The 14666-nt window shown below is 67.9% G+C and carries 13 protein-coding genes and 3 pseudogenes; 8 read left to right on the forward strand and 8 right to left on the reverse strand.

Going from position 1 to position 14666, the window contains the following annotated elements:
- Positions 1 to 259: 259 nt before the first annotated feature.
- Positions 260 to 1147: an RNA polymerase sigma factor SigF gene (locus RPQ07_RS36675; protein WP_313948591.1), complete on the forward strand. Its 888-nt coding sequence runs from the start codon at positions 260 to 262 to the stop codon at positions 1145 to 1147.
- Positions 1148 to 1302: 155 nt separating this feature from the next.
- Here RPQ07_RS36675 and RPQ07_RS36680 read toward each other — a convergent pair whose 3' ends face one another.
- Positions 1303 to 1641: an STAS domain-containing protein gene (locus RPQ07_RS36680; RefSeq protein WP_313948592.1), complete on the reverse strand. Its 339-nt coding sequence runs from the start codon at positions 1639 to 1641 to the stop codon at positions 1303 to 1305.
- A 379-nt stretch (positions 1642 to 2020) separates the two neighbouring features.
- Here RPQ07_RS36680 and RPQ07_RS36685 point away from each other — a divergent pair.
- A pseudogene (locus RPQ07_RS36685) lies at positions 2021 to 2545 on the forward strand (CNNM domain-containing protein); the annotation flags it as partial.
- A 163-nt stretch (positions 2546 to 2708) separates the two neighbouring features.
- Here RPQ07_RS36685 and RPQ07_RS36690 read toward each other — a convergent pair.
- Complete coding sequence (locus RPQ07_RS36690; RefSeq protein ID WP_313948593.1) at positions 2709 to 2903, reverse strand: DUF6381 family protein; 195 nt, start codon at positions 2901 to 2903, stop codon at positions 2709 to 2711.
- Between the two features lie 187 nt (positions 2904 to 3090).
- Between RPQ07_RS36690 and RPQ07_RS36695 the strand changes: the two genes are divergently transcribed.
- On the forward strand, positions 3091 to 3702 hold the full coding sequence (locus tag RPQ07_RS36695) for a glycosyl hydrolase (protein WP_313948594.1): 612 nt from the start codon (positions 3091 to 3093) through the stop codon (positions 3700 to 3702).
- 300 nt (positions 3703 to 4002) lie between these two features.
- Positions 4003 to 4971 carry a chlorophyllase gene (locus RPQ07_RS36700; protein WP_313948596.1) on the forward strand — a complete coding sequence of 323 codons (969 nt, stop codon included), beginning with the start codon at positions 4003 to 4005 and terminating at the stop codon, positions 4969 to 4971.
- 127 nt (positions 4972 to 5098) lie between these two features.
- Here the strand turns inward: RPQ07_RS36700 and RPQ07_RS36705 are convergent, their stop codons facing one another.
- From RPQ07_RS36705 to RPQ07_RS36720, 3 genes and pseudogenes are all read right to left on the reverse strand, one after another.
- Positions 5099 to 5368 carry a hypothetical protein gene (locus RPQ07_RS36705; RefSeq protein WP_313948598.1) on the reverse strand — a complete coding sequence of 90 codons (270 nt, stop codon included), beginning with the start codon at positions 5366 to 5368 and terminating at the stop codon, positions 5099 to 5101.
- Between the two features lie 209 nt (positions 5369 to 5577).
- A pseudogene (locus tag RPQ07_RS36710) lies at positions 5578 to 6292 on the reverse strand (integrase core domain-containing protein); the annotation flags it as partial.
- Between the two features lie 119 nt (positions 6293 to 6411).
- Positions 6412 to 7638 carry an amidohydrolase family protein gene (locus RPQ07_RS36720; protein WP_313948599.1) on the reverse strand — a complete coding sequence of 409 codons (1227 nt, stop codon included), beginning with the start codon at positions 7636 to 7638 and terminating at the stop codon, positions 6412 to 6414.
- Positions 7639 to 7741: 103 nt separating this feature from the next.
- Here RPQ07_RS36720 and RPQ07_RS36725 point away from each other — a divergent pair, with 103 nt between their 5' ends.
- From RPQ07_RS36725 to RPQ07_RS36740, 4 genes are all read left to right on the forward strand, one after another.
- Complete coding sequence (locus RPQ07_RS36725) at positions 7742 to 8209, forward strand: MarR family winged helix-turn-helix transcriptional regulator (RefSeq protein WP_313948600.1); 468 nt, start codon at positions 7742 to 7744, stop codon at positions 8207 to 8209.
- Positions 8210 to 8255: 46 nt separating this feature from the next.
- Complete coding sequence (locus RPQ07_RS36730) at positions 8256 to 8429, forward strand: hypothetical protein (protein WP_313948601.1); 174 nt, start codon at positions 8256 to 8258, stop codon at positions 8427 to 8429.
- Between the two features lie 911 nt (positions 8430 to 9340).
- A complete protein-coding gene (locus RPQ07_RS36735; protein ID WP_313948602.1) occupies positions 9341 to 9895 on the forward strand; it encodes a hypothetical protein in 555 nt (184 codons plus the stop codon).
- Between the two features lie 582 nt (positions 9896 to 10477).
- Positions 10478 to 10777, forward strand: coding sequence for a hypothetical protein (locus RPQ07_RS36740; RefSeq protein WP_313948603.1), 300 nt, complete (start codon positions 10478 to 10480; stop codon positions 10775 to 10777).
- 88 nt (positions 10778 to 10865) lie between these two features.
- Here the strand turns inward: RPQ07_RS36740 and RPQ07_RS36745 are convergent, their stop codons facing one another.
- From RPQ07_RS36745 to RPQ07_RS36750, 3 genes and pseudogenes are all read right to left on the reverse strand, one after another.
- Positions 10866 to 11549 (reverse strand): formyltransferase family protein, encoded by a 684-nt coding sequence (locus tag RPQ07_RS36745; protein ID WP_313948604.1) that lies wholly within the window; start codon positions 11547 to 11549, stop codon positions 10866 to 10868.
- On the reverse strand, positions 11546 to 12160 hold the full coding sequence (locus RPQ07_RS37875) for a non-ribosomal peptide synthetase (RefSeq protein WP_413777867.1): 615 nt from the start codon (positions 12158 to 12160) through the stop codon (positions 11546 to 11548). The genes RPQ07_RS36745 and RPQ07_RS37875 overlap by 4 nt, the downstream gene beginning before the upstream one ends.
- Positions 12137 to 14665, reverse strand: a pseudogene (locus tag RPQ07_RS36750) (amino acid adenylation domain-containing protein); the annotation flags it as partial. The gene RPQ07_RS37875 and the pseudogene RPQ07_RS36750, both read right to left, overlap by 24 nt.
- Between the last annotated feature and the right edge of the window lies 1 nt (position 14666).

Genomic DNA, 14666 nt, shown 5'->3' on the forward strand with positions numbered 1-14666 from the left:
GCAAGCCAGCGTGACCAGGGCGGGCAGCACGGTCTGGAGGTCGTCTTGGCGGAGTGCGACGGGTTCGATGTGCAGCGTCGGCCGGTCGGCAAACGCATCCGTGTCCGGATGCCACTCTCCTCTGTCGCTTGAGGAGTTCGTCAACTGCTTGGCGTGCGGGCTCCTGGTGGGGTGAGCCGCAGTTGGTTATGTGTGCGGGGCAGGGTGTCGGGCAGGCGGCCATGAGACGACCGACCGCGACCCTCGAGGAGAAGTCACGATGGTGTCCCCGCAGTTGACCGGAACGTCCTTCTCTGACCTGGCCGTTTCTGCTTCGGTTCCGGGGGTGTGCGGTGAGCTGCCGTGGGTGGAGGACGCCGGGAAGGTCGCTCCGAAGGATGCCCGGCAGTTGTCGAAGCTGGTCTTCGACCAGTTGCAGGTGCTGGAGGAGGGCACGGCGGAGTATCAGTACGCGCGGAACACGCTGATCGAGATGAACCTGTCCCTCGTCAGGTTCGCGGTGCGCCGGTTCCGTAACCGGGGTGACGGGGAGATGGAGGACATCACGCAGGTCGGTACGATCGGATTGATCAAGGCGATCGACCGGTTCGACCTCGCGCGCGAGGTCGAGTTCTCTTCCTTCGCCATCCCCTACATCGTGGGGGAGATCAAGCGGTTCTTCCGCGACTCCACCTGGGCCGTTCACGTCCCGCGCCGGCTTCAGGAGCTTCGCGTCGAGCTGGCCAAGGCCAAGGAAGAGCTGGGCAACCAGCTGGACCGCGATCCCACCGTAAAGGAGCTCGCCGACCACCTCGATCTCACGGAGGACGAGGTCATCGAGGGCGTCGTCGCATCCGCCGGCTATATCGCCAGCCCCATCGACATCCCCGTCCCCGGCGCGGAGGGCGCCAGTGATGGCGGCCGTACCTACGCCGACATCCTGGGCGATGACGACCCGGCCATGGACCTGCTGGAAGACCTGCACGCCCTCGCGCCGCTGCTCCAGGACCTCGACGACCGCGAGCGCAGGATCATCGAAATGCGATTCGGACAGGAACTTACCCAGGCCCGCATCGGTGAAGAGCTCGGCATCTCCCAGATGCACGTCTCCCGCCTCCTCGCTCGCAGCCTGGCCAAGCTCCGCGAAGGGCTCCTCACCCACGGCTAGGAGCGCGTGATCACGGATGGCTAGGCCGGCGTCTTTGGACAGCGGCGCCCGACACAGCGCGTATCGCCGCTGAAGCTTCCTGGGCACCTCTCCAGCGTCCCGCCTATGTGGCACTACCCGGCAGTGGGCAAGCCTGCCGGGGCAGGCGGTCGTGGCTACGTCATGGTGGCGATCTCGTCGAGACCGGTATGCCGAAAGGCCCGCTGCACCATCCGCGGCGTGCCGTGAATGGTGACTGCCGGGGGTTCGCGCCGGGAGGTGATGGCCCGTATCAGCGCGTAGGCGCTGGCCAAATCGAAGCGCGTGACGGCGTGCATGTCGATGAGCCAAGCGCTGGCTTCGCTCAGCGGCGCCGCGTCGAGGATTCTCTCCAGCTCTGGCAGGGCTTCGATCCTGATCTCCCCGGCCAGCACCAGTTCCGCCCGCTGATGGTCGGCCGCGTAGACCGTGAAGCCCGATACGGGCTGCGGGGCGACGGGATGTTCGGCTGTCACGGTGACCTCCCTCGGGCGCGCAGGGCGCTCCGCTGCTCACTCTGGTCGCCCTGCCCGGCAGGCCCGGGCTACACGGGCGACCAGCTCCGTCACGGGACGGCCCGGTGTGGGCCAGCGCCGCTCACGCCTGGCCCACACCGGGCGGGCTTGCCCAAGGGGCCCCTTGGGCAAGCCCTGCTCTCCAGCATGCCCCTGCTGCTGTGGTTGTACTTCCCCGTCCGGGCACGCCGCGGATGCAGACGGCCGGATGGCTTTGTTCATGAAACGGACAGCGGATGACAGCACGAGACCCCGGGCTGAGGGGGCCCGGGGTCTCGCTGTGCACTGATGTATCCGGCCGGTTCAACGATCGACCGCCTGTCGGAGTCACGCCCACTCAATGATTCCGAAGAACATCGCCCTCGCCGCCCCGGCACCGACCGCACTGCTTCTCGCTCCGCCGCTGGTCGCCCGGACCCACGCCCTGCGTCCGGTGATCTTCGGCATCAACGCGTTCGCCAACGTCCTGCTGCGTGTGCTGAAGGTCGATCCCAAGGGCGAGGTGGTCTCCGTCTTCACCGACGGCGAACTCGTCCGCCTGGGCAAGGACTCCAGCGACGCCGGACTGCTGGACCCGGAGGACGGCGAACGGCTCCAGGACGCCCTCGAGCTCGGCACCCGCCCTGCCGGCGAGGTCATGGTGCCGCTGAACCGGATGATCTCCGTCTCCCACGACAACACCCCGCAGCAACTCGAACGAACGGCGGCGGCCAGCGGCTTCTCCCGGATGCCGGTCACCGGCCCCGACAACGAGGTCCTGGGCTACCTGCACATCAAAGACGCCCTCGGCATCCCCGAGCGGACCCGCCCCTTCCCCCGCAGCTCGCTGCACACAGTGATCCGCGTCGAGATCGACAGTGTGCTGGTCATCTTCTTGGTCACCGCATTGCAGATGATCACGGTGGTGGGCCTACACCGAGGCGTAGCAACCGCCACGGCCGTTCTCCCTGCCGCCCGCAGCCGGCGGTCCGTCCTGTGCCCTGGAAACGCAGGGTGGACCGCCGGCCAGTGGTCTGGAAGGGGGCCGGCTACAGAGGGCTCATGCCCGTGTCGTCGATGCCCTTGCCGCCTGCCTGCTTGCTCTCGTCCATCAGGCGCTTGGCTTTGTCGGTGAGCCGCTTGCGCTCCTCCGGGTCGGTGGCACGCGCGGCAGCGTTCGTCATCTCCTGCGCCTTCTCACGCATCTGCTGGGCACGGCTACCGGTCTCGCCTGCACTGGTCATGATCACTCCAAGGTTCTCGGGGAAGCGGACCGATTCAGCGAATCAGCAGCCGTACATGAACGCATCCCGAAGCATCACACCCCGTGACGAAGGTTGTGATGGTGCGGTGATGACCGATGTCTGCAAGCCGACCTGCTGCTCCTCGTGCGACTTCGGTGCCAAGTTTTGACGCGGGAGCGTGGAAGCCATGCGCAAGTTGCGCTTACTCGTGATGCTGCTGGCCGTCCTGACCATGCTCGCCGCGACCGGGAGTAACCAGGCCGATGCGAGCGCATCCACCGCCGCTGCGAGGAAGAAGGGCGTCAGCGCCTGGAAGTTCAACGGGGTGACCGGGGCGATGGCCGACGCCGACGTCGGCTGGTTCTACACCTGGGCCTCTGACAAGCAGATGATCGAGCCCTCGTCCGGCGTCGAGTTCGTACCCATGATCTGGGGCCGTGACTTCGTGACCGAACAACATCTCGGACGAGCCAAGGCGCAGGGCAGCGCTCTGCTCGGATTCAACGAACCCGACCGGGCGGACCAGGCCGGGATGTCCGTCAAGGAGGCTCTGGATCTGTGGCCCCGGCTGCAGTCGACCGGAATGCGCCTTGGAGCACCCGCGGTGGCTACCGGCGGTGAACTGGCCGGAGGCTGGCTCGACCGGTTCATGAAAGGTGCTGCCGCCCGCGGTTACCGGGTGGACTTCATTCCCCTGCATGGGTTCCCTCTCTTCTCTCCTCGGCGAGGACGCGAAGTGCGCGATCGTCAGCCCACTGGCGTGTCCTGGCGGTACTGGCCGCTGCCTCTCTCGCCGTGACGGCGTGCGCCGGCTCGTCGCCCGGGTCCCCGGGCGGAGCTCAGGCCGCACGGGTCAATGTGACGGAGGCGGCGGCGATCCCCTGCGGCGCGGATTGCACCCTGCCGGACTGCTCTGCCTTGGGCACCATGCCCCCTCTTTTTGGCTGGCGGTTCACCGCGACTCTCACCTCTTGCGAAGTGGAACCGCGCTCCGTATTCTAAATGGAGCGACGTTCCGCTTTGCGCCGTCAGAGCAACGCCGAACGCCCTCACCCGCCACCTGGCCAACGGTAGATGCCATCGAAGGGAAAGATGCAGCATGACCGAATGGACTTCCGTCGCCGACACCTACCTCCACCCCTCCACGCCGCCCGTGATGTCGGTCAGCCCGGTGTCGCTGACCGTGCCCGGACGCCCGTTGGACCTCGAGGTGCGCGTATCAGCTCCGGTGACCGGCGCCGATCTGCCCATGATCCTCTTCTCGCACGGCCACGGCGGGGCGTACGGGCTCTCCTCGCTCGACGGCTACCTCCCCCTCGCCAAGGTCTGGGCCGCCCGCGGCTTCGTCGTCATCCAGCCCAACCACCTCAGCGCCCCCAGGCTCAGTCACCAGGTCGCCAACCGGCCCGGAGCACCCCTCTTCTGGCGTTCGCGCGCTGAGGACATGAGCAATATTCTCGATCGGCTCGACGAGATCGAACAGGCCGTTCCGCAACTCGCCGGACGCATCGACCGCGACAAGATCGCCGTCGCCGGACACTCCCTGGGCTCCTTCACCGGCGAACTTCTCCTCGGCGCCCGGGTCACCGACCCCGACACGGGTGAAAAGGTGAACGCCTTCGACCCCCGCATCACACAGGGCGTGCTGCTCGGAGCCATCGGCCGAGGCGGCGAGGTCTTCAACGGGTACAGGTCCGCCAGCGTGCCCGTCCTCCGCACCACCGATCTCACCACCATGGCCACCCCCGCGCTGGTCGTCGCCGGCGACAAGGACGACTCGCAGCACTGGACGACCATGGGACCGGACTGGCACACAGACCCTTACCACCTTGCCCCCGGGCCCAAAACTCTGCTCACAGTCTTCGACGGCGAACACCTCCTGGGTGGCATCCAGGGCCACGACAGCATGGAAACCACCGACGAGAGCCCCGACCGGGTCGGCGCGATCGCCGAGCTCACCGCGGCCTACCTCCGCACCGCCTTCAATCCCGACGACAACGCCTGGCAGGCAGCGCAGGACTCGCTGACCACCGGCCCCAAGGCCTTCGGACGCGTGGAATCCAACTAGCGCCGTGGGCCGTCTGCGCGACAGGCAAGAGGGCGGGGGCGTCACTCCAGGCGGCAAACAGCCGCACCGCCGCGGCCTTCCTCCCGGGAAGGGCCCCGAGGGCTGGGAACGCCGATCTGCCGTGGTGTCAGTCCCGGAAGAGTTGGGACATCGGTTCGCCATTCGGGAAGTTGATCGAGGGCGGTCTTCCCGGTCGTCGAACGGCGGCGCGTTCGTCATCGGTGAGGGGCATGCTTGCCAGCACCTTCTGGAAGTTCTCCTTCGCCTCCAACAACAGGCCCTTGCTGGAGTTCCTCGGCGTGTAGAAATCGCAGCGTGGCAGGCCACCCGGTGCTGGCTTCGACCGTGCACCGCGACCAGTCCAGATCCCGCGGGCGCCGGGTTCATCCAAGCTCACGCGGTGGAGGTTGCCACACACCTTGGCACGGCCCCACTCGGTGAACGGGAGGGCGGGGAGCTGGATCCCGGTGCATGGGACAGAGCTGCGGCTGCCTCACATCGCTCGGCGCTTCCTCAGCTCAGCGAGCCATACCCGTACCCGATCGTTGTCGTGCAGGTAGCCGCCGCTATCACCCGCGGGGAGATCGACTCCGTAGAAGCGGTCTGGCCGTATTGACCCGCAGGGTTGTTCACGCGACTGATGGGCGGCTGCCCGTCGAGTGCATATTGCACCGGTGGTGGTTGTAGGTGTGGAAGAAGTCGGCCAGGGCGTTGGTGCGTTCGGAGTTGCTGGAGTACGGACGCACGTACGCCCATTCATCGAGCAGGGTGCGGTTGGACGCTCTACCTTGCCGTTCGTCTGCGGACGGTATGGCCGGGTGCGTTTGTGGACGATGCCTGCGGCGCTCAGAGTTTGCCCGAACAGCCTGGACCTGTAGCAGGAGCCGTTGTCGGTGAGGACGCGTTCGACGGTGATGCCGTGTGCCTTGAAGGAGGCGTTCGCGCGTCGCCAGAACGCTGTGGCGGTCTCCTTGCGTTCGTTGGTCAGGACGTCGCTGTAGGGGAGTCGGGAGTGGTTGTCGATGGCGGTGTGGATGAAGCTGTAGCCGATCACGGGACTGCCGCCCGTGCGTACACCGGTGGTGGCCTGCCGGTTGGCGAGGGCTTGCTGCCGGGGCATGATCCGGTGGCCGCCGCCGTCGGAGATGTTGCCGAGCTTCTTGATGTCGACGTGGACGAGCTCGCCGGGCCGTTCGTTGTGAGCGGTGGTGCGGGAGATGCTCATCTCATCAGCTACGTGGGCGACGGGTCGGCCGGCGCGGACCCGGTCGACCAGGAGTCGTCTGCGGTGGACGGTCAGTCCGGCATGGGGGTGAGACACGAAGACCTCCGTTGTGGTGCGGTTTGATCAGCCGTCTGACTCAGGCGGGGAGTGTGGCCATGTGTGAGGCCGCCGACCGGATGGTCGGCGGCCTGTGGCGGTGGGTGAGGGAGGTGAGATCAGGCCGCGAGGCGGGTGCCGCGGCGCCAGACGGCGCGGGTGTTGAGGGAGTCGGAGATGGTGGTGGTGGGGTCGCCGTCAACGAGGAGGAGGTCGGCGCGCATGCCTTCGGCGATGCGGCCGCGGTCTTCGAGGCCGAATCGGCGGGCGGTGGTGGCGGTAGCCGCGCGGAGGGCCTGGGCGGGGGTGAGACCGGCTCGGACTAGGTACTGCAGTTCGTGGTGGACGCTGGCGCCGTGGGCGAGGCCGCCCAGGAAGGGCAGGGGCAGGGAGACGTCGGTGCCGGCCAGCAGGTCCACGCCCGCGTCGGCGAGGGCCTTGACGGTGGCCAGGACGTCTTCGATCTTGCCCTGGGGGTAGTGGCCGAAGGCGGAGCGCAGGGCTTTGTCCCAGTCGGCATCAAGGCGGGATGCGACGCGCGGGTCGTCGGCGAGGTCGTTGCCGGTGATGCCCATCATGGAAGCGTTCAGGACGACGCAGGGAGCGACGAACACTCCAGCATTCGTGATCAACTCGATGATCTCGTCGGTGTGGGGCTGGTCCATGAAGAGGTGGGCCATGCCGTCGATGCCCGCTTCGATGGCCATGCGGGTGGCGTCCGCGGTCAGGGCGTGGGCGATGGTGAGCATGCCGTGCTTCTTGGCCTCGGCCACGCCGGCGTTCAAGGTGGCCTGGTCGAGCATGGGCAGGCCGGGGTGACCTTCGATACTGCCGTCGTCGACCATGAACTTGATGTAGTCCGAGCCGCGCTCGATCAGCTGCGGGATGAAGGCAACCGCTTCTTCGGGGGTGGTGGAGAACGGCATGAGCGGCGGCGGTCCGGTCGGCTTCGCGCCTGCGGGCGGGCCGGGACGGAAGCCCTCGGGGAACAGCTCGCTGGGGTGGCCGCCCGGAGGGGTGATGCCGAAGCCGGAGGAACGCACGTCGGCAACGGCGTCGTCCTCGCTGATGTGGGCCCGGTTGTCCCGCGTATTGGTGCCCTGCATCTCCAGCTCGGTCGTCACACCGAACCGCAGCGCCAACGCCAACGCGTCCCGGCTGGTGTGGACGTGGGCGTCGATCAGGCCCGGGAGCAGCGTGGCGCCACTACCGTCGACGATCTCGGCTCCTCCTGGGGCATTGCCGCCGAGGCTGGCGATCCGTCCTCCCTCGATGAGCACGGTGGTCACCCCCAGCGTCTTCTCGCCGTCGAAGACCCGGGCACCGGTGATAGCGGTCATGGACATGGCTTACCTCGATCCTGGAGTACGACACAATATATACCTAACGCTATACACATGCGTGACGGCATAGTTATGTGGGTCGATCAAAGCTCCCTAGGATGGCGGCATGAGCAGTTCGTCAACACCTCCGGAGACCGGCAAGGGCCTCTTCGATCAGGTCGGACCTGCCCTGTCGCGACTGAGGCGGCGGGCCCCGGGCGGGCGCGGGGATTTGACCCGCAACCTCGTCCTGAATGTGGTCGCTGATGCGCCCGGCGAGATGACGGTGGGGGGCATCGCCACCGAGATGGGCGTCACCCAGCCCGTCGCCAGCCGCACCATTGCCGCCTGCATTGCCGACGGGCTGCTGCGGCGAGCCGCATCCCAGGCAGACGGCCGACGCACTGTCGTTGAACTCACGCAGGCCGGCGAAACCGAGCGCCACCGCTTCGCCTCTGAGCAGCGCGAGACCTTTGAACACATCACCGCCGCATGGGAGCCGACCGAGCGCACCCAGTTCGCCCAGTTCCTCATCCGCTACAGCCGGGACGCCAGTGCCTGGTCCGCCCGGCAGATCCGTCGCAGCGAGGATTGACGCGAACACCTGCTCGCAGGACTGAACGTCCCGCAGCGACTCTCGGGTGATCCAGCTGCTCGGCTTCTGCGAGTGGATCGCCGCGAACTGGATCGCAGAGAACGGTGGCGACGATGCCCGCTACGCGGCCCGCCGAGTCAACACCCTCGCGCTGGATTGCGAAAAGTGGACGAAACCAGCCTGGATCACTGTCAACAACGCTCGTGGTCAATGCATCTAGGCCGCGCGCAGTCAGGCCGGCCTCGTACCGCTCCCGCCCATGGCGCGACTGCAGGAACACTTCGCCCCGGTGCGCGAAGACCAGCATCCGGTAGCCGTCGTACTTGGCTCGAACACCATGCCGCCGGGCAACGCTCCGGGCGCGGGTAGCCGCTCCAGGGCTTGCGCCGCCATCGGCAGGAGCGGTGGGGTGATCGTCACCTTCCTGCACTAGCCGGCCCGGCTGGTGCAGTAGCGGGACCTACCTGGATGGCCGTGTCGTCACGCGTGTCGGGGCTTCTGGCCGGCAGGCGCCTTGGCGGAGGTCTTTCTGGCGGCCCCGGCCGCATGCCCCTTTTGGTGGTCCCCTGACCCGGCTGGTGCCTTCGCCGACGCTGTTGACGTCACGCACATACAAGGTCAGCAATTCGGCATATGCGAGCGGGTGACCTCGAGTGTGCGGTCCTCTTTGGCGCCAGTCTTCGTGCAGCGCCCACCTGCGGGTCACTGGGCCTGTGGGCATTACTCTCCGAGCGAGCTGTCAGGGGGCAAAGTCGACGTACCACCTCTCCTTGTACTGCAGCGCCCCGATCAGATACAGGCGCGGCCTCACAGCGTGGTGGAGGCTCTCGCCATCCCGGCCCACCCCTTCCAACAGGTGACTCGATGTTCGACGGCACAGCCTGCCGATCGCCAGGTTCGTGAGAGCCTCCACCCTTCATCGAAACCGGAGGCGTGCCGCTGTCTCGTGGATCCCGTGCTACCCCATTGTCAGCGCCACGCCGCCATGCCGAGGGAAGGTGCAGACGCTGCAGCGGGATTTGGTTCCGCAGGGTAGCCCCGATCGCGGCTGGTGCAATTTACCTGCAGTTCGCAGGCATCTCTCTAGCGTGAGCGCACGGCCTGCCGCTCGCGCCTTCTTCTGTGGCACAGGTGTTGACACTCGATCACTTTCAGCTTGAGAATTGCCCAACTGTTCGCGGCCACACCAAGATTGAGGGGATCGCCTCATTGCGTGTCAAGGGGAACCGTAAGCGACTTGTGTCGAGTTTGGCGACCGCCGTGCTTTCCGCCTCCGCCGTGATGATCACAGCTGAGCCGGCGCAGGCAGACGCGATCTGTCACACTACCTGGGAAATTGGTTTCAAAGAGGTCGGAACGTACTACCCCGTGCTTCTGCATGGAGATACGGTCGTCCACTTGTGGAGCGGTAGCCCTAATGGGGCAGCCAAAGCATCTGCGATCCTCCGGAAGGGCGACGTGCTGACGCTGGACCGTTCCAAATACCAAACCACTCGTAAATGGTCGACAACTACCCAGGTCATGAATGAACTAAATGGGTACGACTACTGCGGAATTACTGCCAGCTCCAACCGTACCTACGAGACGCAAATCATCGAGGGCTATCAAAACGCCGTCCGGCCGTGTTTGCGCCGTGCTGGCGTCTTGCATTGCCAGAGCATGTGGCACGCAGATCAGGATGGCTGACTGCACTCTCAGGTGCGCGGTCCTCGTGCCAGTGCTGTGACCGTATAGGTTCGTCGGGTCGGTGGTCGTGGCGGTTGGTTGGGTGCGCGGTGTCGTCCATCCGACTGCTGGCCGTGCGGTGGCTGAGCCCGTCCAGAAGTTGCAACTGGTCGTGCGGCCGGGCAGCACCAAGTGTGGTGCTGCCCGGCCGCACGATGCTCGTGGCGGCTGGCTTTCGTTGAGCTCCCTGAACTCGTTGAAGAGCTCGTGTGGTTCCTCTTACGTACGTACGTCCACCGTTTGCGTGGCGACGGTGTATGCGCTGAGCATCTCTTGGATCCCGTCGGGCCAGTCCTGAACGAGGCTTCACCATGAACTTCGCCGTGAGCCGGACGAGGTACGCACCGCGTACGGGCTGAAGAGTTTCGTCTACTTCCTCCACTGTTTGGTCGACCGTCTCAGCCGGAACCTTGATGCGGCTACTGGGAACCAGGCCATGATCATCGAGATCGTCGGCACGGATACCGATGGCCCAGTCCTCACCACGGAGGAGTTCATCGCGGCGCTTGCAACGGCATCGCGTACGCGGGTCGAGCGGCGACCTTGGGTGGCGCGATCACCTGGACGGACCTCACCAACGCCGACAACCCGGACTACCCCACGGCCCAGGTCTGCGGAATCTCGATCTCGTCCCGGCTGGCCAACGCCTATGTCAGGGTGGTGACCGTGGACGGGACTGTGTTCCAGACGCACGGTGACGTCGGCGGCACGAGCTTTGTCTGGGACGAAGGCTGGACGCAACTGACCACTCCTGTCCCCGGATCCCTCCGGGCGAAGGGGTTCAAGAGAGACCTGGCGCTCAGCGATGATCGCAACGTCATCCCGCCCGGTCTGAAGCGCTGACCGGGCTCTGACGCATGACGACGTGTGCTGTGCCCACTCTGGATCCGGGCACAGCACACGTTCGTCTGTTCAGGCACACGCCCTCACGTTATCGCAGCGCTGCGGCCAGCTCCGGAAGGTAGCCGGCCAGGAAACCGAGGTCGGTGGCGCGTGCGTAGGCCGGGTCCCCGCGGTGCCGGGACAGGCGTTCCAGTGCCGTGCGGCCGAAGTAGCCGCCTCCGTCGGACCCGGACGGCCGGGTGGGTTCCCCGGCCCAGGCAGGGTCGGCCGCCACCAGCGGCACACAGCGCTCGAAGAGCCGGTGGCAGACCTGAAGACCCCGGCGCAGCACCACGTGGTACGGCTCGTCCGCGCCGATGGGATAGGAGCCGGCGGCCAGCGTTGGACCGGTGTCGATGCCCTCGTCCACCTCGTGGAGGGTCGCGGCGAACTCCCGCTCGCCCCGCAGCATCGCGTACACGAGGGCCACTTCGGGCATCCCCCGGTACGCAGGGAGCGGACCGTGGTGGATGTTGAGGACGCGCAGTCCGGCCGACAGCACCGGCGCGCGGAAGATCATCCTGTTGTTGAGCGACCAGACCACGCCGTCCGTGCTGGCGGCGGCCAGTTCGTCCGCGACGGCGTTGACATCCGAGACGGCGAGAAAGGGAACGTCGGGGCGGGCGGCGGGTGCGACCGGGGCAGGAGCGCAGACCAGGTCCACCGACAGGCCGTTGTCGAGCGTGTGCTGTACGGCGCGCCAGAGCAGCGAACCCTCTCCCACGAAGATCACGACGTGCTCCGCAGTTCTTCGAGGGCCTCGACGACCCGGCCGAGCGTCAGGTTCCCACTGAGGGACCCCAGCCGGTCCAGGAACCGTTGTTCTGAGGCTCCGCCCAGAACGTCCTCACCGAGCGCGGTGAGCATCTCGAGGACGGCGAGGGAATCGCCGCCCAGCTTGTGGAAGTCGGACGAGGGATCGAGGCCCGCCGCTTCGCAGTGCAGCACGCGGGCCCAGATCCCCGCCGTCACCGCCGTGATGTCGGGCCCCGGTCCGGGGGCGTCCGAGGGCGCGACCACGGTCCCCGGCTCGTCCACCCCTTCGCCGAACGGATTGGGCAGCGCGTTGCGGTCGGTCTTGCCGCTGGCCGTCTCAGGCAACGCGGCGACCGCCCGTACCACCGAGGGCACCAGGTGCGACGGCAGCGACTGCTCCAACTCCGCCCGCACGGCGGCCTCGTCGAACGCGGCGGCTTTCTCCGCAGGAACCACGAACGCGCACAGCGCCTGTGCGTCGGAGTCGGCCCTGCGGCGGGCGACCACCGCGGCCTGCCCGATGCCGGGCAGATCGGTCAGCGCGGCCTCGACCTCGCCGGGCTCGACCCGGTGGCCCCGCACCTTCACCTGGGTGTCGATCCGGCCCGCGTATTCCAGCTGCCCGTCCGGAAGCCGGAACACCAGGTCGCCCGTGCGATAGGCGCGCCGCCCGTCCTTGAGGTACAGGAAGCGCTCGGCCGTCAGATCGGGGCGACCGAGGTAGCCGCGGGCCACCTGCACCCCGGTTACATGAAGTTCGCCCAACTCGCCGTCCGCGACCTCGTTCTGCTGCTCGTCCAGTATCGCCACGGACGTGCGGTGCACCGGCACGCCGATCGGCGTGGAAGGGCCCTCGGCGCCGCCGTCGACGACGGCCACGGTGCAGGCCACCGTCGCCTCCGTGGGGCCGTAGACGTTGACGAACAGGCAGTCGGGTCCGAAGGAGGCACGTGTCCGGCGGCCGGTGGCCGCGGTGAGGTTCTCGCCGCCGGACTGAAGGGCCCGGATGCCTTGCGGGCGGATGCCGAGGCGTGCGGCGAGGTCGAGGTGGGTCGGCGTCAGCCCCAGGGTGTTGGCCTGCCTGCCGGAGAACATCTCGCGCAGCTTGAGGTGGTCGAGCTCGCCGGGGACCGGGACGACGGCACCGCCGTGCAGCAGCGGCGGGAAGATCTGGGTGATCGAGAGGTCGAAGCCGGGGGAGTAGGAGTACGCCGCCCGGGTGTCCTCGTCGCACCGCATGAAGGGAGATATCCAGCCCACGACATTGGTGAGGCTGCGGTGCTCGATCTGGACACCCTTGGGCTTGCCGGTGGAACCCGAGGTGTAGATGACGTATGCCAGGTCGTCCGGGCCGGGAGCGGCCGCATTGAGGGCCGTCCGGTCCTGCCCGGTGACCACGGCGCCGTCGCCCGCTATGTCCTCCAGGAGGAGAGTCGTGCTGTCGCCTCCCTCCGCCCCGGCGCACGAGGTGATCTCCGCGAGACAGAAACGGGCGTGGGCGTCGTGCAGCAGTTCCTCGACGCGGCGCGCCGGGTTGCGTACGTCGATGGGCAGGAAGGCCGCGCCTGCCTTGAGGGCGCCCCAGACTCCGGCGAGGCCGAGTGCCGAGCGGTCCGCCAGGACACCGACGACCTCGCCACGCCCGACTCCGCGGGCGAGCAGCGCGGCGGCGACGGCGTCGGAACGGCTGTCCAGTTCGGCGTACGACCACTCCGTCTTGTCGCCGAGCACAGCCGGTGCGTCCGGACGGCGGGCCACCTGTGCCCGGAACAACTGCACCACCGTGGTGTCCAGCGAACCGAGCCCGCCGGTGGGAGCCAGCAGTAGTTCGGCGGCGCCTGGCTTGCGCGGCGAGGCGGTCGGCGGCGCGGATGGGGTTGGCGCCGCGGTGTTCAGGGCGGACTCGATGCGGTCCAGCAGCGCGTCGCAGCGCTCCTCGACATCTGCCGCGCCGCGGGCGGAGACCACCAGTTCGGTGTGCTCGGGCAGTTCGAGCAGCGCGATGCTGACGGGCACCAGGGGTGCGTGCACCGGCAGGGCGTACACGGTCGTCGCGGTGAACTCCCGCGTGCTGAAGTCCGACGGGTCGAGCCGGCCCGCGTTCGACACGATGGCCGACGCCAGATAGCGGTGCCGTGCGGTTGCGGCGGAGCGCGAGGCGCCGATCAGCGCGGCGGCGGCGCGCAGCGGGAGCCGGCCCAGTGCAGCCTCCACCCCGGATGCCAGTTCCCGGCGGGAGGCCAGCGCGTGGAGCAGACGCCGGTGGACCGTGTCCGGGTCCTGGCCCGCCGTCAGGTCCAGGAATACGGGCAGAGCGAGGTTGGCGGTCGACGACACACCGGGGGTGTGACGCCTCAGGTCCACCGGGACCATGATCCGGGCCGTGGACCCCGTCACGGCTCCGGTGACCGCGGCGGCCACCTTCGCGGCCAGCGCCGGGTGCCGGCCCGTGACCGTACGCCGCCGCCACACCGAGTCGTTCCCCGGGCGCCCGCCCAGCGGCGAGCGCTGGTCGAGCCCGAGGCGGGGCCGCTGCCCGGTCCGGCCGACCGCATCCAGCAGCGGATAGTCGGCCAGCGGGTCGGCGGCGCCGTGCAGTGGTTCACCGCGCAGCGCCCGAAAGACCTCGGCCGCCCACATCGACGCGCCCTTGAGGTCCATCACCGCGTGGGAGGCGCGGAAGACCACGGTGCCCGGTTCGCCGGTCAGCAGCAGCACTTCGCAGGCCGGGCTGCCCTCCGACTCGGCCAGTGGGCCGGCGAGTTCCGGCAGGCCGGTGAGCGTCGTACGGTCGAAACTCCGTCCGTCGGCGACCACCACGCGGGCCGGGCGTTCGCTGTCGACCCACGTCCTGCCGCGGCGTACGAGCCGTGAGCCGGGGCAGGACGCCGAGGCTTCGGCCACCGCCCGGTTGAGGGCCAGGGCGTCGACCGGTCCGGTGCCCTCGACCACCAGCTGGAGCACCAGCAGCTCTCCGAGCCGTGTGGCGGCGAGATACGACCACTCGGTCGCGGAGACGGGCCGGTGGAAGGCGCTCCGGCAGCCAGGACCGGAACAGGTACTGCCGCTCACGGCGGCGTGCTGCGCGGTCATG

Source organism: Streptomyces sp. AM8-1-1, assembly GCF_032229325.1.
Taxonomy (GTDB): domain Bacteria; phylum Actinomycetota; class Actinomycetes; order Streptomycetales; family Streptomycetaceae; genus Streptomyces; species Streptomyces achmelvichensis.

What these genes read in the sequence shown, in the direction of transcription:
- RPQ07_RS36675 (WP_313948591.1), top strand. Translation starts at nt 260, where the DNA reads ATGGTGTCCCCGCAGTTGACCGGAACGTCCTTCTCTGACCTGGCCGTT.
- RPQ07_RS36695 (WP_313948594.1), top strand. Translation starts at nt 3,091, where the DNA reads ATGCGCAAGTTGCGCTTACTCGTGATGCTGCTGGCCGTCCTGACCATG.
- RPQ07_RS36725 (WP_313948600.1), top strand. Translation starts at nt 7,742, where the DNA reads ATGAGCAGTTCGTCAACACCTCCGGAGACCGGCAAGGGCCTCTTCGAT.
- RPQ07_RS36690 (WP_313948593.1), bottom strand. Translation starts at nt 2,903, where the DNA reads ATGACCAGTGCAGGCGAGACCGGTAGCCGTGCCCAGCAGATGCGTGAG.
- RPQ07_RS36700 (WP_313948596.1), top strand. Translation starts at nt 4,003, where the DNA reads ATGACCGAATGGACTTCCGTCGCCGACACCTACCTCCACCCCTCCACG.
- RPQ07_RS36720 (WP_313948599.1), bottom strand. Translation starts at nt 7,638, where the DNA reads ATGTCCATGACCGCTATCACCGGTGCCCGGGTCTTCGACGGCGAGAAG.